Raw genomic sequence first — 18,438 nt, 5'->3', positions numbered from 1 at the left:
CATGCCGGTACTCCTCGTCATCGCCCACGGCAGCCGTGACCCACGGCACGCGGCGACCGTCCACGCCCTCGTCCGGCGTGTGCGGTCGCTGCGGCCGGGGCTGCGCGTGGAGACCGGCTTCCTCGACTTCAACACCCCGTCCGTCCCCGAGGTGTTGGAGTCCCTGGCGGCCGAAGGCGTGCGGGACGTGGTGGCGTTGCCGCTGCTGCTGACCCGCGCCTTCCACGCCAAGGCGGACATCCCGGCGGTCCTCGCGGACGCGCCGGCCCCCCTGCGGATCCGTCAGGCGGCCGTCCTCGGCCCGTCGCCGCTGCTGCTGTCGGCGCTCGAACGCCGTCTGTACGAGGCGGGGTTGACGCCCGCCGACAAGTCCTCGACCGGGGTCGTGCTGGCCTCGGCGGGGTCCACCGACCCGGAGGCGATCGCGGTCATCGCCGACATCGCGCGGGAGTGGTGGCGCACCGGTTGGTGTGCCGTGCGACCCGCGTTCGCCTCCGCGGCCCTGCCCCGCACGGAGGACGCCGTGCGGGAACTGCGCGCCCTCGGCTGCCGCCGGATCGCGGTCGCGCCGTACGTCCTCGCCCCCGGCTTCCTCCCCGACCGCATCGCGCGGGGGGCGGCCGGGGCGGATGTCCTGGCGGAGGTGCTGGGGGCTGCGCCGGAGGTGGCGGGGCTGCTGCTGCGGCGGTACGACGAGGCGCGGGCCTTCACTCGGCCGGAGCCCCTCGCGATGCTCGCCGCCGGGGTCACCTCGGTTCGCTGAGCCGGGGGTCCCTGCCGCTCTCGGCCAGCGCGCGGTCGAACACCGGTGCGTCGTCGGGGACGTGGACCGGCGCGGCGAAGCCGTCGTACTGCCGGTAGAGGTCGGCGTTCTTCAGCACGACGTCCAGGACCAGGGCGGCGGTCCCCTCGGAGACCCGGAACTCCTGGCCGGTGGCCGTGGCCACGTCCCACCCGTGCAGGGCGGTCTCCTTGATCAGCAGCCCGGCGAGTTCGGTGACGGGCAGCACGGCGTAGCCGAGGTCGATCTCGCCCTCCCAGACGGCCGGTTCGGCCCAGGCGGCGAGCGCGCGGTCCAGTTGCGCGGCGTAGGCGTCGGCCCAGTCAGGGTCGGCGGCGAAGTCGGTCTTCGTGAGTTCCTCCGGGAGCTGGGTGCGGCGGGCGCGGTGCTCCAGGCCGTGCGAGGTGTAGAGCACCCAGTGGTTGACGAGGGTGCGCAGGTCCCAGTCCCCGCAGTGGGTGGGCCCGTCGAGCCGTGCCGCCGGGACGCCTCGGGCGACCCGGGCTGCCTCGGCGGCACATTCGGCCAGGTGGGCGTAGGTGTCGTTCGTCATGCACCCCACGCTAGGGACCGTCCGCTCAGCTCTCTTGAACAAACGCGACAAGCCTCAGCAGCTCGTCGACCGGCAGCGAACCGGCCTCGCGCCGCTCGCGCGCGAACTCGTTCGCCAGCCGCTGGAGGAGTGTGTTCAGGGGTGTCGGTACGTCGTGCAGGCGCCCGAGGAGGGCGATCTCGCCGTTGAGGTAGTCGGCCTCGATGCTGCCGGTGCCCCGCGCGAGCGACTGCCACGAGGAGCCGCCCCCGCGCGGGGCGCCCGGCAGCGGGACGAGGGTGATCTTGTCGCCGCGCAGCGCCAGCTCCTCGTCCTTGCCCGTGCAGTCGATCCCGGCGGCCTTCAGCACCGCCTCCCCCTCGGCCCGCACCTCCTCCCGCAACGCCGCCGCCCCCTCCGAACCGGCCACGGCGTCAAGGGAGTTGCCGAGGTTGGTGAGCAGCTTCGCGTACTGCCAGCGCGTCACGTCGGGCACGACGGGCGCCTCGAACTTCGCCGCTTCGAGGTCCTCGGCGATGCGGTGGGCGGTGGCGTCCGTGCCGTGCGGGTAGCGGCCGAGGTGGAGGATGCCGGTCAGTGGGGAGCCGGCCGCCGAGACGACGCCGGGTTCGATGTGCGCGGACGGCAACCAGACGCAGACGCCGTACACATGGGTGAAGCGGCGCAGGGCGATGCGCTGGCTCTCCACGCCGTTCTGGGCGCACAGCAGGGGGAGCCGCTCGGCCGCGGTGCCGCCCCCGGCGACCGGCGCGGGCCCCCAGGTGTCGAGGGCGGCCTCGCTGTCCTGTGTCTTGACGGCGAGGATCAGGACGTCGTCGGCGCGCAGTTCGCCGAGCGCCGCCGGTCCGTCGGCCACGGGGACGTGGTACGTCAACTCGCCCTCGGGGACGTGCAGTCGCAGCCCCTTCTCCTGAAGTGCCGTGTGGTGCGCGCCGCGCGCGACCAGGACGACGTCCCGTCCGGCCCCCGCGAGCCGCCCGCCGATGGTGCCGCCGACGGCTCCTGCTCCGATGATGATGTAGCGCATGGGACGAGCGTAGGGTCTGCCGGATGACCGACGCTCTTCAGGAGACCTTCGTCCTCGGCGGTGAACTGCCCGTACGCCGCCTCGGCTTCGGCACGGCCCAGCTCACCGGCCCCGGCTACTGGGGCCCGCGCGGGGATCCCCGGGACGCGGTGGCCGTGCTGCGGCGGGCCGTCGGGCGGGGCGTGACGCTGATCGACACGGCGGACAACTACGGGCCGGGTGTCGCCGAGGAGTTGGTGGCCGAGGCGCTGTATCCGTACCCGGCGGGCGTGGTGGTCGCCACCAAGGGCGGGGTGGTGCGGACGAGCGACAGCGCCTGGCATGTGGACGGGCGCCCGGAGCGGCTGCGGAAGATGTGCGAGGCGAGCCTGCGGCGGCTGCGGGTGGAGCGGATCGACCTGTACCAGCTGCACCGGCTCGACCCTCACGTCCCGCTGTCCGAACAGCTGGGCGCACTGGACGAGTTGCGGGCGGAGGGAAAGATCCGGCTGGTCGGGCTGGACACGGTGACGCCGGAACAGCTCGACGCGGCGCTGGAGTTGACGCGGATCGCGTCCGTCCAGAACCGGTACAACCTCCAGGACCGTTCCTCGCAGCGGCTGCTGACGGTGTGTGAGGAACGCGGGATCGCCTTCCTGCCCTGGTTCCCGCTGGGCAACGGCACCCTCACGACCGACCCCGCGTGCACGGCCGTCGCCGCCGCGCGCGGGGTGACACCGGGGCAGGTCGCGCTGTCCTGGCTGCTGCACCGGTCGCCGGTGCTGTGCCCGACGCCGGGGACGGGGTCGCCGGCGCACCTCGAAGAGAACCTGGACGCCGGCCTCGTACACCTCTCGGACGAGGAGCTACTGCGGCTGGGGTGAGGTCAACTCGGCCAGTTTCACCACGGTGTTCCAGTTCCGGGTGGTGGCGATCAGGCCCTTTGTCACACGGGGGCGGGCGAGCTGCTCGGCGAGCTTGGAGCGGCCGAGGCCGTCGGGGGCGTAGAGATAGAGGGCGCGGTCGCCGAGGCGGAACTCCTCGGGGAGAAAGGCGGCTTGGTCGATCCCGGCGAAGCGGTCGGCGTCCACGGGGGCGGAGAAGTAGGTGACGTGGAGCTGCTTGGGCTCCAACTCGGCCGCCGGGAAGGGACATTCGTCGACGATCGCCCTGAGATAGGCGTGGTCGCGGACGACGACGTCGGCGGTGAACCCGAAGCGCTTCTCGATCGCCGCCTCCACCTCGGCGGCGAGATCGCCGTCAGCGTCGGCGGTGAACACGGCCTGCCCGCTCTGGAGATACGTACGGACGTCGCCGTACCCGAGCCCTTCCAGCAGGGCACGCAGGTCGGCCATGGGGAGCCTGCGGTGACCGCCCACGTTGATGCCGCGCAGGAGGGCCGCGTAGTTCGTCGTCATGGGGGCAGCGTAGGCGGGCCGTCGGCGCTGGTCGGGGTGGCACGCCCCTGAGGCGGCCGGGAGGTGACCCCGATGCGTGTAAGGGGTCGTGGTCCTCCGCTGCGGTGAGGGCGTGCGGTCCGTGGGGAGGAGTTCGCGGGCCGGGACTTCACCGGTGGGCACGAGGAGTGGCTCTTATCCGCGCCATACCTTCGAAGCACAGGTGATGACAGGGGTCGTCGCCACAGCCGAGGGGGATGGCCGGTCATGGGGAAGGCAGACGTGCGGGGTTTCGCGGCCCGCGCCGGAGGCTGGAGCGCTCGCCACCGATGGGCGGCCGTGGGGATCTGGATCCTGTTCGTCGTCCTGGCGATGGGGCTCGGCTCGGCGATGGGCCGGGTGGACGTCGGTGACGCGGACGGCCTGAAGGGCGAGACGCGTACCGCCGCCACGATCATCGAGGACGCCGGCATCGAGGAACCTGCGGGCGAGACCGTCCTGTTGCAGGCCAAGGGCGGCGAACTCAAGGCCACCGACGCCGAGTTCCGGCAGGCCGTCCAGGCGGTGACGGCGGCCGTCGAGAAGACCGGCCGGGTCACCGACGTGACCTCCCCGTACGACACGGACACCGTCTCGAAGGACGGGCGCAGCGCGCTCGTGCAGTTCGACATGCGGGGCGACGCCGAGACCGCGGGCGAGCGGGTGGAGCCGGTCCTGAAGGCGGTCGCCGGCGTGCAGGAGCGGTACGCGGACACGCTGCGGATCGAGGAGATCGGCTCCGCCAGCATGAACAAGACGTTCGCCGACGCGTTCGGCGACGACTTCAAGCAGGCCGAGTACTCGGCCGTACCGGTCGCGCTCGGCATCCTGCTGATCGCGTTCGGCGCGCTGGTCGCGGCGCTGCTGCCGGTGGCGCTCGCGCTCACCGCGATCATGGCGACGATGGGTCTGATGGGTGTCGTCAGCCACCTCCAGCCGATGAGCGAGACCGCCGACTCCGTGATGCTGCTGGTCGGGCTCGCCGTCGGCGTCGACTACTGCCTGTTCTACCTGCGCCGCGAACGCGAGGAGCGCGAGGCCGGGCGGGACGCGCAGACCGCGCTGAGGATCGCCGCCGCGACCAGCGGCCGGGCGATCGTCGTCTCCGGGGTGACCGTCTGCGTCGCGATGGCGGGCATGCTGTTCACGGGGCTCGCCGAGTTCGAGGCGATGGGGCTGGCCTCGCTGATGGTCGTCGCGGTCGCGATGGTCGGCTCGGTCACGGTGCTGCCGGCGCTGCTTTCCTTGCTGGGAGAGCGAGTCGAGAAGGGGCGGCTGCCGTTCCTGCGCCGCCGGAAGAGCGCCGGCACCGAGAACCGGTTCTGGTCGGCCGTCCTGAAGCGGGTTCTCGCCCGGCCGTGGGTCTCCGTGGCCGTCGCGGGCGGCGCGCTCCTCGCGGTCGCCGCGCCCGCGCTCGGCATGAAGACCCAGGACCTCACGCTGGAGCAGGAGTTCGGGGACCGGCTGCCCATCGTCCAGACGTACGTCCGCGTCAACGAAGCCTTCCCCGGGGGTACCGCGCCGGCCGAGGTCGTCGTCAAGGCGAAGGACATCGCCGCGCCCGAAGTCCGGTCCGCGCTGGAGGAGTTCAAGGCGGAGGCGGTCTCCTCGGGGGCCTCCCGCGGCCCCGTCGAGATCAAGGTGCACCAGCGGCAGAACCTCGCCTACGTGTACGTCCCGCTGGTCGGCGGGTCCGATCTGGACGCGGCGGGCCGGAGCCTGGTCAAGCTGCGCGACGAGGTCCGGCCGGCAACGCTGGGGAAGGTGGCGGGAGTTCAGGCGCCGATCACCGGTGACGTGGCCGGCTCGCACGACTTCAACGACCAACTCGTGGGCTCCGTCGCCCCGGTGTTCGTGTTCGTCGTCGTCTTCGCCTTCCTGCTGATGCTGGTGTCGTTCCGCTCGCTCACCGTCGCCATCACCTCGATCGCCCTCAACCTCCTGTCCGTGGGCGCCGCTTACGGGATCCTCGTCGCCGTCTTCCAGCACGGCTGGGGCGCCTCGCTGGTCGGGGCGGAGGGCGTCGGGGCGATCGTGACCTGGCTGCCGCTGTTCCTGTTCGTCATCCTCTTCGGGCTCTCGATGGACTACCACGTGTTCGTCGTCTCGCGGATCCGCGAGGCCCGGTCGCGGGGGCGTTCGACTCACGACGCCATCACCCACGGCGTCGTCACGACCGCCGGGGTCGTCACGAGTGCCGCCGTCATCATGGTCGCCGTGTTCGCGATCTTCGGGACGCTGTCGATGCAGTCGATGAAGCAGATGGGTGTCGGTCTCGCGGCGGCCGTCCTCATCGACGCGACGATCATCCGGGGCGTGCTGCTGCCGGCGGTCATGGCGCTGCTCGGGGAGCGGAACTGGTACCTGCCGGCGTGGCTGCGGTGGATGCCGGACCTGACGCACGACGAGTCGGCGGAGGCGGTCGCGCAGGCTGCGGCCGGGGAGGAGAAGACGCCGCTGAAGGTGTGAACAGGCAGGCTCCGAGGGCCCGTCGACTTCCCGGGGGAGTCGACGGGCCCTCGGTCTTGGGTGACGGGGCTGGGGGAGGTCAGGCGCGAGGCGCGAGGCGCGAGTGTGGTCATATTTTCGTACCTTCATCCCAGCACCTCGAACATCCGCAGCCACTCCCCCGGCCCCACCTCCCCCACCAGCGCCCCCGCGTCCACCCCCGCCGCCCGGAACGCCGCGTCCACCCGCCGCCTCGGACACACCCTCCGCAGCGAGGCGTGCAGCGACCCTCCCACCCCGGAGAACCCGGCCTCGACCAGCTCGGCCCACCGCCCGTACGCCCTCGGCGCGACCAGCGGAACCGGCCGCCGCTCGATCCGCACCACCCCGGCATCCACCCGAGGCACCGGCCGAAACCCCGTCCGCGCCACCCGCCCGACGAGCCGCCACTCGTACCGAGGCCAGCTCCGGATCGTCACCAGCGTCCAACTCCCGTAGTCCCCCGTCCTCTTACGGGCGTATTCGAGCTGCGTCATCAACGTCGCGTCGGTGAGCCCGGGCGCCCGCAGACACCAGTCGACGATGTCCGCCGTACGGGAGAAGGGCACGTTCCCGGCGACGGAGAACGGCCCCCGGGGCGCCGGCGTCGCGAGGAAGTCGGCGCCGACGACGGTGACCTGGGGTGTCCCGGCGAACCGGGCGCGCAGCCCGGACAGGAGCCGGCGGTCGATCTCGTACGCGCGCAGCTCACGGCAGCGCGGCGCGAGGTGCTCGGTCAACGCGCCTTTCCCCGCGCCGACTTCGAGCATCAAGGGGGCGGTCTCACCGTGCGGGACGGCGAGTCGGGCGAACTGCCGCGCCGCGCGGCGGTCCGCGAGGAAGTTCTGCGAGAGCGCGCGGGCGACAGGGGAGGGGCGGGCCATGGCCGACGTCCTTGTTCTTCCGGTGGTTCGGGAAACGGGCAGCCGTTGACCCCGACCGGAAGACAGGAGGTGGGTACACCGAAGGGGCACACGCGTACGGCGTGCGCCCTGATCAGGCGTACGGGTGAGAAGGACGACCCGGCGGCTGAGCCGTCAGCGGGTGTCGCACCCCGGACCGGTCAGGGCTCCGGGGCCACGACGCATCCGGATGGAGTGCGTGACGCCCCGGCCGAGACCGGTGTTGATGATCGTGCAGTTCGCTGCCACGGCCCCGACGCTAGACGAACCGCCCGGCGCCGACAACGCGTTATTCACCGCTGGTACCGCGCCAGCACCAAGTTCCCGTCCTTCTCCAGCCGTTGACGCAGTTCACGGAGGCCGATCGCCCCGCTGTAGTACTCCTGGAGGGCGGGTGTGGCGACCTTGTCCTTCCACTCCGGGTACCCGCGCACCGCCTGCGCGGGCGCCGGGACGAGGTGACCGGCGAGGGCGGTGCCGGTGGCCCAGCCGTGCTCGGCGGTGTGAAGTGCCGGGTCCTTGAGGGCGGTTGTGCCGGTGGGCAGCATCCAGTCACCGAGGGCGAGGCGGACCATGTTGGGCGGGCGCAGCAGGAAGTCGAGGAAGGCGACCGCCTCCTCCTTGTGCCGGCTGTCCTGGGCGACGGACAGCGTCTGCGGGCTGACGCCCTGGGTGAGTCCGGCGCTCCCGGCGGGCGCGGGGAGCACCTGCCACTCGAAGCCCTTGGGCGCCTGCTGGGAGATCTGCTGCCGGTAGGAGAACCCGAGGGGGACCATCGCGTACTTGCCGCCGAAGAACCCGGGCAGCGTGTCCGAACCCCCGCTGCCCAGCGTCGAGTCGGAGGCGCTGTGGTCGACGTCGACCTGGTCGTGGATGGTCCGCGGTACGACCTCGTCGCCGGCGTCCATACGGACGGTGACCTTGCCGTCGTTCCCCCGGTGGAACAGCCGGCCGCCCGCCGAGAGGGAGAGGTTGAGCGTGGCGGAGACGGGTTCGCGCAGAGGCCAGGCGACGCCGAACCTGCCGTCGCCGCTGAGGCGTTGCGTGATCTGCCGGAACTCGGGCCAGGTCCAGGGCTGTTGCGGCGTGGGGATGCGGACGCCGGACTCGCGCAGCCATTTCGCGTTGGCGATCAGGACGCGCGGCTCCTGGAGGAACGGGATGCCGTAGATGCCGTCGCCGAAGGTCGTCGTGGCCCAACTCCGGTCGGGGATGTCGGACTTGAGGCGGGCAGGGAGCAGGCCGGTCAGGTCGGCGAGGTAGCCGCCGTACGCGAAGTCGGCGAGGTCGTCGGAGGCGTCGTGGATGACGTCGGGGGCGTCGCCGCCCTCGAAGGAGGTGAGGAGCTGGTCGTGGACGCTGTCCCAACTGCCCTGGACGTACTGGACCTTGATGTCCGGGTGGGTGGCGTTCCACTCCTCGACGAGTTCCTTGGTGGCGGCGACGGAGTCGTCCTGCCAGGCGAGGGACTGGAAGCGCAGGGTGATCCGGCCGTCGTCGGAGCCGGAGTCGCCGGAGGAGCAGGCGGCGAGGAGGACGAGCAGGAGACCGGCGAGGGCGTGCAGTGTTCTCGTCCGCATCAGCTCTTCACCGCCCCCGCCAACAGCCCTCCGGTGATCCGGCGTTGGATGAACGCGAACACGACCAGCGACGGCAGGGTCGCGAGGAACGAGGCGGCGGCGAGGGGCCCGAGGTCGGCGACGCCCTCCGCGCCGATGAAGTGCGTGAGGATCACCGGCAGGGTCTGTTTCTCCGGTGTCTTCAGCAGGACCAGCGCGAAGAAGAACTCGTTCCACGCGGTGACGAACGCGAACATCGCCGTCGCCGCGATCCCCGGCGCCAGCAGGGGCGCGGTCACCGACACGAGCGTCCGCAGCCGTCCGGCCCCGTCGACGGCCGCCGCCTCCTCCAACTCCCGCGGCACGGCGCGGACATACCCGGTCAGCATCCACAGGGCGAACGGCAGCGCCCACACCACGTACACGATCACCAGCCCGGCGAGGGAGTCGATCAGCCGCAGGTTCTTCAGCACCAGGAACAGCGGGATGATCAGCAGCACGAACGGGAACGCCTGGCTCACCACGACCCACCCGCTCACCGCCCGCGCGAGCCGTGTCCTGCGCCGCGCGAGGACGTACGCCATGGGGGTGGCGACGAGGACGGCGATCAGCGCGGCCGCCGCCGCGACCAGCAGCGAGTTCAACCCGGCGCGCAGCAGGGGCTGTTCGTCGAACGCCTGCCGGAAGTTGCCGAGCGTCGGGTCCTTCGGGAGCCACGTCGGGTGCGGACTGCCCAGTTCCCGGGGCGGTTTGAACGCGGTGGACAGCAGCCACAGCAACGGGAAGGAGAGGAACACGAGATACGCGAGCAGCGCTGTGTATTTTCCGGCCCGGGCGGGCCGTCCGAGTCTCCTCACGCCTCGTCACCTCCCTTGAGCCGGCCGGCCAGGAACACCGCGAGGCAGACGGCGACGACCGCGACCATCACGCAGCCCATCGCCGCCGCGTACCCGAACTGGCCGTATCTGAAGGCTTCTTCGTAGGCGAACAGCATCGGCAGGCGGGTCCGTCCGCCGGGGCCGCCGCTGGTCAGGACGTAGACCAGGGCGAAGGAGTTGAAGTTCCAGATGAAGTTCAGCGCGGTGATCGCGAGGGCGACGGGCCGCAGGGCGGGCCAGGTGACGGTACGGAATCTGCGCCAGGCGCCCGCGCCGTCGACCTGGGCCGCCTCGTGCAGTTCGCGCGGGGTGTTCTGGAGTCCGGCGAGCAGGGCGACGGTCGTCGTCGGCAGGCCCGCCCACACGCCGACGACGATCACCGCCGGTAACGCCGTGCCCAGGCCGCCCAGCCAGTCCCGGCCGTCGCCCAGCCCCAGGTCGCGGAGCGTCTCGTTGAGGATCCCGGCGTCCGGGTGGTAGACGAGCCGCCACATGATGCCGACGACGACCTCGGGCATCGCCCACGGCACGATCGCCAGCGCCCGTGCGAGCCAGCCGAAGCGCAGGCCCTGGTTCAGCAGCGAGGCGAGCCCGAGGGCGAGGAGGAACTGCGGGACGGTCACCGCGAACGCCCACACGAGGCCGATCCTGAACGACTCCCAGAACAGCGTGTCGTCCAGCAGGTCCCGGAAGTTGAGGCCCCCGATCCACTGGGTGGCCTCGGTCCGCCCCGACTGGGCGTCGGTGAACGCCAGCAGGATCCCGTACAGCAGCGGGCCCACGCTCAGCACCAGGATCGGCACCAGCGCGGGCAGCACCAGGAACCAGGCGCCCCGATCCAGCACACCCTGCCGCACCCTCACACGCCACCCCTTCGCAGCCGGCTCCGCCGGGCCTCGCCATGGTCGTGAACGGGCCCATCCCCGTCAAGACACCGCGCGCGGGGCCGACCAGCGGGAATGCGACACTGATGGCCGTGTGGCCGGATCCTGACGGCGGCGGGACGTACGGGCCCGCCCCATGACGGTCGCCCCACAGACGGTCACCCCCAGCGGGAAGCGGAGGCAGGCGGATGGACGAGGCACGCGCGCGCGAGGTGCTGGCTCTCGCACAGGTGCCGGGCGGCGCGGACGCGCGGTTGCTCGCGCTCGGCGAGAACGCCGTGTTCGAGGCCGGTGACGTGGTCGTCAAGGTCGGGCGGGACCCGGAGCTGTTCGAGCGGGCACGCCGGGAGACGGCCGTCTCCGGGTGGCTCGCGAAGGAGGGTGTCCCGGCGGTCCGCGCCGCCGAGTCGGAGCCGCTGCTGCTGGAGGGCCACCCGGTGACCGTCTGGCACCGCCTCCCGGCCGCCGTGCGCCCCGCCGAGCCGCGTGACCTGGCCGGGCTGCTCCGTCTGGTGCACGCCCTGCCCGCGCCCCCGTTCCCGCTGCCGCCGCGCGACCTGCTGTCCGGCGTGGAGCGCTGGCTGCGCCTGGCCGGCGACGCGATCGACCCTGAGGACGCGGCCTACCTCCGGGAACGCCGCGACGGTTTCGCGACGGCGGCGTCCGCTCTCACCCCGCACCTGCCGCCGGGTCCCGTCCACGGCGACGCCCTCCCCCGCAACGTCCACATCACCCCCACCGGCCCCGTCCTCGTCGACCTGGAGACCTTCGCGAGCGACTTCCGCGAACACGACCTGGTCGTCCTGGCCCTCTCCCACGACCGCTACGCCCTGCCCGCCCCCGCGTACGACGCCTTCACCGCCGTCTACGGCTGGGACGTACGCACCTGGTCCGGCTGCGCGACTCTCCGGGGTGCCCGGGAGACCGCGAGCTGTGCGTGGGTGGCCCAGCACGCCCCCACCAACCCCAAGGCCCTGGCGGAGTTCACCCGCCGGGTCGCGTCCCTGCGGACCGGCGACGAGTCGGTGCGCTGGTACCCCTTCTGACCGATTTCTGGCCGCCTTCTGGCCGACCGCACCCTCATGCCCCTGCGGGACGGCCTCCTGCCCCCCTCACGCCTCCTGCGCCACGACCTCCCGCACCGGCCACACCCCGTCCACCACCGCGTCGGCCTCGCCCTTCTTCCGCAGGAACTCCTGGAAGTCGGCGGCCCATTGCGCGTACCACCCGATCTGCCGCCGGTGCAGCTCCCCCACCGCCAGGTCCGCGACCTTGGCGTGGCGGCCGGCTATGGCCCGGGCCAGCCGCGCGGCGGCCAGCGCGTCGGCGGACGCGTCGTGGGCGGAGTCGAGGCGTATCCCGTACTCCGCGCAGACGGCCTCCAGGTTGCGCTTGCCGCGCCGGTACTTCTCGACGTGCCGGTCGATGGTGTACGGGTCGACGACGGGTGCGGGCTCCTCCCCGCCGAGCCGCTCGCGCAGGGACGGCAGTCCGTGCCGCTGCAACTCCGCGGCGAGCAGCGTGAGGTCGAAGGTGGCGTTGTAGGCGACGACGGGGACCCCGCCGCGCCAGGCGCTCACCAGCGCGTCGGCGACGGCCGCGGCGACCTCGTCGGCCGGACGGCCCTCCGCGCTCGCGCGCTCGTTGCTGATCCCGTGCACGGCGACCGCGTCCGCCGGGATCTCGACCCCCGGGTCGGCCAGCCACTCCCGGCTCCCGCGCACCTCCCCGCCCACGACCTCGATCACGGCGGCGGTGACGATGCGTGCCTCCCGCGGGTCCGTCCCTGTCGTCTCCAGGTCGAACCCGATCATCAACTCCTGGTGCCAGGCCATACCGGCCCCCCTTCTCGGTGGTGCTTTCCCCCAGTGGTCTCCACCCTGCCACGAGCCACTGACAATCGGAGGACCGCCTTCCGCATCCCCCGCACCGACCACGGCATTTCAGGACACAGGCCGCGAATCCGCCCAGGCCAGCTCGAATTCCTCCCGGTACGCGGGGAAGAGCCCGCCCTCCTCGGCGTCACCGACCTTGACGACCCGGTTCCCGCCGCGCAGCACGAGCACCGGCGCCTCCATGCCGCGCATGCCCCGCAGGTACGACTGCACGACGGCGATCCCGTCGGGCCCGTCCCCGTCGACGAGGTAGGCGGTGAAGCGCGGCGTCTCGTCGTACACCTGGATCTGGAACGCCCCGGGGTCCCGCAGCCGGGACCGAACCCTGCGCATGTGCAGGATGTTCATCTCGACGGCCCGGCTCAACTCACCGCGCTTGATGCCGAGTTCCCGCTCCCGGCGTTTGACGGCGCTGGACGCGGGGTTGATGAACAGCAGCCGTACGCGCCCGCCCGCCTCGGCGAGCCGGACGAGCCGGCGCCCGGAGAAGTTCTGCACGAGCAGGTTGAGGCCGATCCCGATGGCGTCGATCCGCCGCGCGCCCCCGAAGAGGTCCTCGGCGGGGAACTGCCGCATGAGCCGCACCCGGTCGGAGTGGACGGCGACGACGTCGGCGTACCGGTCGCCGACGAGGTCCTCGACGGCGTCGACGGGCAGCCGGCGCGCGGAGGGCACGTCCCCGCTCGTGCCGAGCATCTCCAGCAGGTGCGCGGAGGCGCGTTCGGCCTGGCTGAGGACGTTCCCGGACAGCGCGCGGTTGCGGGAGACGACATTGCGGGTGACCTCCAGCTCGTCGAGGGCGAGTTCGACGTCACGGCGTTCGTCGAAGTACGGCTCGAAGCAGGGCCAGTGCTGGACCATCAGCTCGCGCAGCTGCGGGAGCGTCAGGAACGAGATGACGTTGTCGTCGGCGGGGTCCAGGAGGTACCCCTTGCGGCGGCTGACCTCGCGGACGGCGACCGCGCGCTGGACCCACTCCTGCCCGGCGGGACCCGCGGCGGCCACGACCCAGTCGTCGCCGTGCACAGGCTCGTAGATGGGCCGCAGCACGGCGGACACGACGGCCCGCAGCCGCTGTTCGACGAGGTTCAGCCAGATGTAGGCCCGGCCCGCGCGCTGCGCGCGGGTGCGCACCTCGCGCCAGGCGTCGGCGTCCCAGTCCAGCTCCGGTCCGATGGCCCCCGCGTCCATGGGTCTGGCCAGCGACACCGCGCCGGGCGGGACGTCTGCGGAGCCTCCCTCGTGACCCTCGTCACCAGGGGGCAGCTCCAGCCCTCCCGAGCCCACCCAAGCACCGCCTTCCGCTCCCCCGAGTCTCCCCGTCCCAACGATCAAGGAAGGGTACTCCGGGAGCGGTCGGCGGTGCAGCCGGATGGACAGGGTCATTGCCGACCGCCCTGAATCCGTCGCCCCGCGGAAGGGGAAGGAGAGGGGGAGGATGTGAGCGCAGTCGTGACCGTCGTCTGGAAGAGTCGTCCCATGCAGGTCTGGCCTGGACAGGCGTATCCCCTGGGTGCCACGTACGACGGCGCCGGTACGAACTTCGCGCTCTTCACGGAGGCCGCGGACCGAGTGGAGCTGTGTCTGCTGCACGACGACGGCTCGGAGACGGCGGTGGAACTGCGCGAGACCGACGCGTTCGTGCGCCATGCCTACCTGCCCGGGGTGATGCCCGGTCAGCGCTACGGCTTCCGCGTGCACGGCCCGTACGAGCCCGCGCGCGGGCTGCGCTGCAACTCGGCGAAGCTGCTCCTCGACCCGTACGCGCGCGCGGTCGCCGGTTCGGTGCGCTGGGGCGAGGAGGTGTACGGCTACCACTTCGACGCCCCGGAGAAACGCAACGACCTGGACTCGGCGCCGCACACGATGACGTCGGTCGTGGTGAACCCGTACTTCGACTGGGGCGACGACCGGCCCCCGCGCGTGGACTACCACCACACGGTGATCTACGAGGCCCACGTCAAGGGCCTGACGATGCTTCACCCGGAGCTGCCGCCGGAGCTGCGGGGCACGTACGCGGGCCTCGCGCACCCGGCGGTGATCGGGCACCTGACGCGCCTGGGCGTGACCGCGCTGGAGTTGATGCCGGTGCACCAGTCGGTGAACGACCACCGCCTCGTGGACCTCGGCCTGAACAACTACTGGGGCTACAACACGATCGGCTTCTTCGCGCCGCACAACGCGTACGCCTCCTGGGGCGACCGGGGGCAGCAGGTGCTGGAGTTCAAGTCGGCGGTGCGCGCGCTGCACGAGGCGGGCATCGAGGTCATCCTGGACGTCGTCTACAACCACACGGCCGAGGGCAACCACCTGGGGCCGACGCTGTCGCTGCGGGGCATCGACAACGCGAGCTACTACCGGCTGGCGGACGACCGCCGGTACTACACGGACACCACGGGCACCGGGAACTCGCTGCTGATGCGGTCCCCGCACGTCCTCCAGATGATCATGGACTCGCTGCGGTACTGGGTGACCGAGATGCACGTCGACGGGTTCCGCTTCGACCTCGCGGCGACCCTGGCCCGCCAGTTCCACGAGGTGGACCGGCTGTCGTCGTTCTTCGACCTGGTGCAGCAGGATCCGGTGGTCTCGCAGGTGAAGCTGATCGCCGAGCCCTGGGACGTCGGCGAGGGCGGCTACCAGGTGGGCAACTTCCCGCCGCTGTGGACCGAGTGGAACGGCAAGTACCGCGACACCGTGCGCGACCTGTGGCGCGGCGAGCCGCGCACGCTCGCGGAGTTCGCGTCCCGGCTGACGGGCTCCTCGGACCTCTACCAGGACGACGGACGCCGCCCGCTGGCCTCCGTCAACTTCGTGACCTGCCACGACGGTTTCACCCTGCGCGACCTCGTGTCGTACGACGAGAAGCACAACGAGGCCAACGCGGAGGACAACCGGGACGGCGAGAGCCACAACCGGTCGTGGAACTGCGGGGCCGAGGGCGACACCGACGACCCCGAGGTGCTGCGCCTGCGCGCGCGGCAGACCCGCAACTTCATGGCGACCCTGATGCTGTCCCAGGGCGTGCCGATGATCAGTCACGGCGACGAGTTCGGGCGCACCCAGGGCGGCAACAACAACGCGTACTGCCAGGACAGCGAGCTGTCCTGGGTGCGCTGGCCGGACCCCGACCCGGACGGCCCGCAGGACGACGGCCTGCTCGCCTTCACGCGCGCGCTGGTGTGGCTGCGCCGGGAGCACCCGGTCTTCCGGCGCCGGCGCTTCTTCCACGGCCGGCCCGTGGAGGGCACTCACGACGACCTCTCGGACATCGCCTGGTTCACCCCGGAGGGCCGCGAGATGACCGACCGCGACTGGACCTCCGCCACGGCGTCGGCCCTCACGGTCTTCCTCAACGGCCACGCCATCTCGGAGCCGGGCCCGCGCGGTGAGCGCATCACCGACGACTCCTTCCTCCTCATGTTCAACCCCTCCCCCACGCCTCTGGACTTCGTGGTCCCCGTGGACCACGGCCCCCGCTGGCACCTCACCCTCGACACCGCCCACCCCACCCCGCCGCCCGCCGGGACCGGCCTCAAGGTCGCCGCCGGCGACCATCTGCACCTGCTGGACCGGAGCGTGGTGGTCCTTCAACGCCCGGCGTGAAACGGAGGTTCCCGGTACAGAACCCCTCTCCCCCGGGTACCAACCCCTGCATGACCCCTCGACATCGCCGCCACCCCACGGCCACCTACCGGCTCCAGCTCCAGCCGTCGTTCACCTTCGCGGACGCCTCGGCGGCGGTGCCCCACCTCGCCTCCCTGGGGGTGTCCCACCTGCACCTGTCACCGGTGCTGGAGGCGGTACCGGGCTCGGCGCACGGCTACGACGTCGTCGACCACGCGCGCGTCCGCGAGGAACTGGGCGGCGAGGAGGGCCTCAGGGCGCTGGCCGGGGCCGCGCGGGCGCACGGTCTCGGCCTGGTCGCGGACGTCGTGCCGAACCACATGGCGCTGGCGCCCCGTCACAACCGCGCCCTGTGGGAGGTCCTGCGGGACGGCCCGGACTCCCCGTACGCGCGCTGGTTCGACGTCGACTGGGAGGCCCAGGGCGGCCGGATGCTCGTCCCCGTGCTCGGGGGTCCGGCGGGGGACGAGCTCGAGCGGCTGCGCGTCGAGGACGGGACGCTGCGGTACTACGACCACGTCCTGCCCCTGCGCGCGGGGACGGCCGGACTGCCGCTGCCGGAGCTGCTGGACGCCCAGTTCTACCGGCCGGTGTGGTGGCGGCTGGCGCGCACCGAGCTGAACTACCGGCGGTTCTTCAGCATCTCGGAGCTGATCGGGGTGCGGGTGGAGGACCCGGAGGTGTTCACGGCCACCCACGCCACCCTGCTGCGCCTGCTGGCCGACGGGGTCCTGGACGGCCTGCGCGTGGACCATCCCGACGGCCTCGCCGACCCGGACGCCTACCTGGAGCGGCTGCACCGGGCGAGTGGCGGCCGCTGGACGGTCGTCGAGAAGATCCTCGCGGCCGACGAACACCTCCCCCGCTCCTGGCCGGTGGCCGGCACCACCGGCTACGACGCCCTGCGGCGCGTGGACGGCCTCTTCACGGACCCGGCGGGACACGCCACCCTCCGGGCCGCGTACGGCCGTCTGACAGCCGCTCAGGCCGATCTCGGCGGTGACTGGCGGGCGACCGTCCGGCGGGCCGCGCTCACGACCCTCACCCACGAACTCGCCGCCGAGCTGGACCGCCTGACCCGTACGGCGGTCCGCGCCTGCGCCGCCTCCCCGTCCCCCGCCGCCCGCGACCGCGCCCCCTGGGCCCTGCGCACCGCCCTCACCCAGCTCCTGGTCCGCCTGGAGGTCTACCGCCCCTACCCCTCGACGGACCCGGCGTCCGTCCTCACCGAGGAGGCCGCGCGCGAGGCCCGCGCGGCGTTCGCGGTCCCCGAGGAGGCGGGCGCGGTGGACGTCGTGCGGGACCTGCTCCTGGGCACGCACGCGGACGGCCGCGAACTGCGGACCCGGTTCGCCCAGACCTCCTCCGCCCTGCGCGCCAAGTCCGTGGAGGACACGGCGTTCTACCGGTACGTCCCGCTGCTGTCGGCGACGGAGGTGGGCGGCGACCCGGGCACGCCCGCCGTGTCGCCGGAGGCGTTCCACGCGTACTGCGCGCGCGTGCAGCGCGACTGGCCGGCGGGCGGGACGGTCGTCTCGACGCACGACACGAAGCGCAGCGCCGACGTCCGCGCGGCGCTCGCGGTGCTGACCGAGTGCCCCGAGCGGTGGGCCGAACTCGTCGCCGGGCTCCCCCCGTTCGCGGACCCGCAGCTCGCGTGGGCGGCCTGGCAGACGGTCTTCGGCCTAGGCCCCGCCGACCCCGCGCGCCTGCGCGAGGCGCTGCTGAAGCACGCCCGGGAGGCGGGCCTGCACACGAGCTGGACGGAGCGCGACGCCGCCTACGAGGAGGCGGTGGAGGCGTTCGCCGGGGCGGGCGCGGCGGGGCCGGTGGGCGCGGAACAGGTGCTGGCCGAGCGGCTGCGGCTCGCCCCGCACATCCGGGCGAACGTCCTGGGAACCGCACTGGTGCACCTGACGATGCCGGGCGTCCCGGACGTCTACCAGGGCACGGAGGGCGAGTACCTGGCCCTGGTGGACCCCGACAACCGGCGGCCCGTGCGGTTCCCGGCGGCCGTTCCCCACGAGAAGACCGGCGAGCAGACCGGCGCCGGCGAGAGAGCTGTTCCCGGCGAGAAGACCGCCCTGACGGCCGCCGCCCTGCGCCTGCGCCGGCGCCGCCCCGAGGTGTTCGGCACCTCGGCGACGTACACCCCGCTGCCCGCGCGCGGGGAGGCCGCCGATCACTGTCTGTCGTACGCGCGCTCCGGCGCGGTCGTCGTCGCGGTGACCCGGCTGTCGCTGCGGCTCGCCGGGGCGGGCGGCTGGCGGGGGACGGTGCTGCCGCTGCCGCCGGGGCGGTGGAGCGATGTCCTGGGGTCCGGGCGGGTGTTCGAGGGGCACGCGCGCGTGGCGGACGTTTTCGGCCGTCTGCCGGTGGCGCTGCTGGAGCGGGCCGAGGAGTGAACGGCGAGCGGGCCCGGGCCCGTAC

Annotated in this window: 15 protein-coding genes; 6 read left to right on the top strand and 9 right to left on the bottom strand. The window is 72.6% G+C overall.

Translation table 11 applies throughout. From position 1 onward, the window contains the following. The first annotated feature begins 1 nt into the window (after position 1). Positions 2–763, top strand: coding sequence for a sirohydrochlorin chelatase (locus ACLZOT_RS06570; RefSeq protein WP_416967774.1), 762 nt, complete (start codon positions 2–4; stop codon positions 761–763). On the opposite strand, the gene ACLZOT_RS06565 is transcribed toward ACLZOT_RS06570, so the two are convergent. Continuing rightward, entirely contained in the window at positions 747–1,334 is a 588-nt protein-coding gene (locus tag ACLZOT_RS06565) for a TIGR03086 family metal-binding protein (protein ID WP_416967773.1), read from the bottom strand. The two genes, ACLZOT_RS06570 and ACLZOT_RS06565, sit on opposite strands and share 17 nt — an antisense overlap. A 25-nt stretch (positions 1,335–1,359) precedes the next feature. Further along, on the bottom strand, positions 1,360–2,361 hold the full coding sequence (locus ACLZOT_RS06560; RefSeq protein WP_416967772.1) for a ketopantoate reductase family protein: 1,002 nt from the start codon (positions 2,359–2,361) through the stop codon (positions 1,360–1,362). 23 nt (positions 2,362–2,384) lie between these two features. Here ACLZOT_RS06560 and ACLZOT_RS06555 point away from each other — a divergent pair, with 23 nt between their 5' ends. Further along, on the top strand, positions 2,385–3,224 hold the full coding sequence (locus tag ACLZOT_RS06555; protein ID WP_416967771.1) for an aldo/keto reductase: 840 nt from the start codon (positions 2,385–2,387) through the stop codon (positions 3,222–3,224). Here ACLZOT_RS06555 and ACLZOT_RS06550 read toward each other — a convergent pair. Continuing rightward, entirely contained in the window at positions 3,207–3,758 is a 552-nt protein-coding gene (locus ACLZOT_RS06550) for a DUF1697 domain-containing protein (RefSeq protein ID WP_416967770.1), read from the bottom strand. The genes ACLZOT_RS06555 and ACLZOT_RS06550 overlap by 18 nt on opposite strands. 246 nt (positions 3,759–4,004) lie before the next feature. Between ACLZOT_RS06550 and ACLZOT_RS06545 the strand changes: the two genes are divergently transcribed. Further along, positions 4,005–6,245 (top strand): MMPL family transporter, encoded by a 2,241-nt coding sequence (locus ACLZOT_RS06545; protein ID WP_416967769.1) that lies wholly within the window; start codon positions 4,005–4,007, stop codon positions 6,243–6,245. A gap of 125 nt (positions 6,246–6,370) precedes the next feature. Here ACLZOT_RS06545 and erm read toward each other — a convergent pair whose 3' ends face one another. The 4 genes from erm to ACLZOT_RS06525 all read right to left on the bottom strand — a co-directional run bounded on the left by erm (position 6,371) and on the right by ACLZOT_RS06525 (position 10,465). Continuing rightward, entirely contained in the window at positions 6,371–7,147 is a 777-nt protein-coding gene (gene erm / locus ACLZOT_RS06540) for an ErmE/ErmH/ErmO/ErmR family 23S rRNA (adenine(2058)-N(6))-methyltransferase (RefSeq protein WP_416967768.1), read from the bottom strand. 311 nt (positions 7,148–7,458) lie between these two features. Beyond that, complete coding sequence (locus ACLZOT_RS06535) at positions 7,459–8,745, bottom strand: ABC transporter substrate-binding protein (protein WP_416967767.1); 1,287 nt, start codon at positions 8,743–8,745, stop codon at positions 7,459–7,461. Beyond that, positions 8,745–9,581 carry a carbohydrate ABC transporter permease gene (locus ACLZOT_RS06530; RefSeq protein ID WP_416967766.1) on the bottom strand — a complete coding sequence of 279 codons (837 nt, stop codon included), beginning with the start codon at positions 9,579–9,581 and terminating at the stop codon, positions 8,745–8,747. Before ACLZOT_RS06530 ends, ACLZOT_RS06535 begins: the two co-directional genes overlap by 1 nt. Next, entirely contained in the window at positions 9,578–10,465 is an 888-nt protein-coding gene (locus tag ACLZOT_RS06525) for a carbohydrate ABC transporter permease (RefSeq protein ID WP_416967765.1), read from the bottom strand. Before ACLZOT_RS06525 ends, ACLZOT_RS06530 begins: the two co-directional genes overlap by 4 nt. 209 nt (positions 10,466–10,674) lie before the next feature. Here ACLZOT_RS06525 and ACLZOT_RS06520 point away from each other — a divergent pair, with 209 nt between their 5' ends. Further along, positions 10,675–11,532, top strand: a complete 858-nt coding sequence (locus ACLZOT_RS06520; protein WP_416967764.1) for a phosphotransferase enzyme family protein — start codon at positions 10,675–10,677, stop codon at positions 11,530–11,532. A gap of 66 nt (positions 11,533–11,598) precedes the next feature. On the opposite strand, the gene ACLZOT_RS06515 is transcribed toward ACLZOT_RS06520, so the two are convergent. Then, the gene (locus tag ACLZOT_RS06515; RefSeq protein WP_416967763.1) at positions 11,599–12,321 is read right to left on the bottom strand and encodes an exonuclease domain-containing protein; all 723 of its coding nucleotides are present in this window, start codon (positions 12,319–12,321) and stop codon (positions 11,599–11,601) included. A 108-nt stretch (positions 12,322–12,429) separates the two neighbouring features. After that, entirely contained in the window at positions 12,430–13,668 is a 1,239-nt protein-coding gene (locus tag ACLZOT_RS06510; protein WP_416967762.1) for an SAV2148 family HEPN domain-containing protein, read from the bottom strand. A 192-nt stretch (positions 13,669–13,860) separates the two neighbouring features. On the opposite strand from ACLZOT_RS06510, the gene glgX reads away from it, so the two are divergent. Next, positions 13,861–15,987, top strand: a complete 2,127-nt coding sequence (gene glgX, locus ACLZOT_RS06505) for a glycogen debranching protein GlgX (protein WP_416967861.1) — start codon at positions 13,861–13,863, stop codon at positions 15,985–15,987. 50 nt (positions 15,988–16,037) lie between these two features. Continuing rightward, a complete protein-coding gene (treY, locus tag ACLZOT_RS06500) occupies positions 16,038–18,413 on the top strand; it encodes a malto-oligosyltrehalose synthase (RefSeq protein ID WP_416967761.1) in 2,376 nt (791 codons plus the stop codon). The last annotated feature ends 25 nt before the right edge of the window (positions 18,414–18,438 follow it).

The organism is Streptomyces sp. 4F14, from assembly GCF_048159485.1.
Taxonomy (GTDB): domain Bacteria; phylum Actinomycetota; class Actinomycetes; order Streptomycetales; family Streptomycetaceae; genus Streptomyces.
This window is presented reverse-complemented; position numbering and strand designations above follow the sequence as displayed.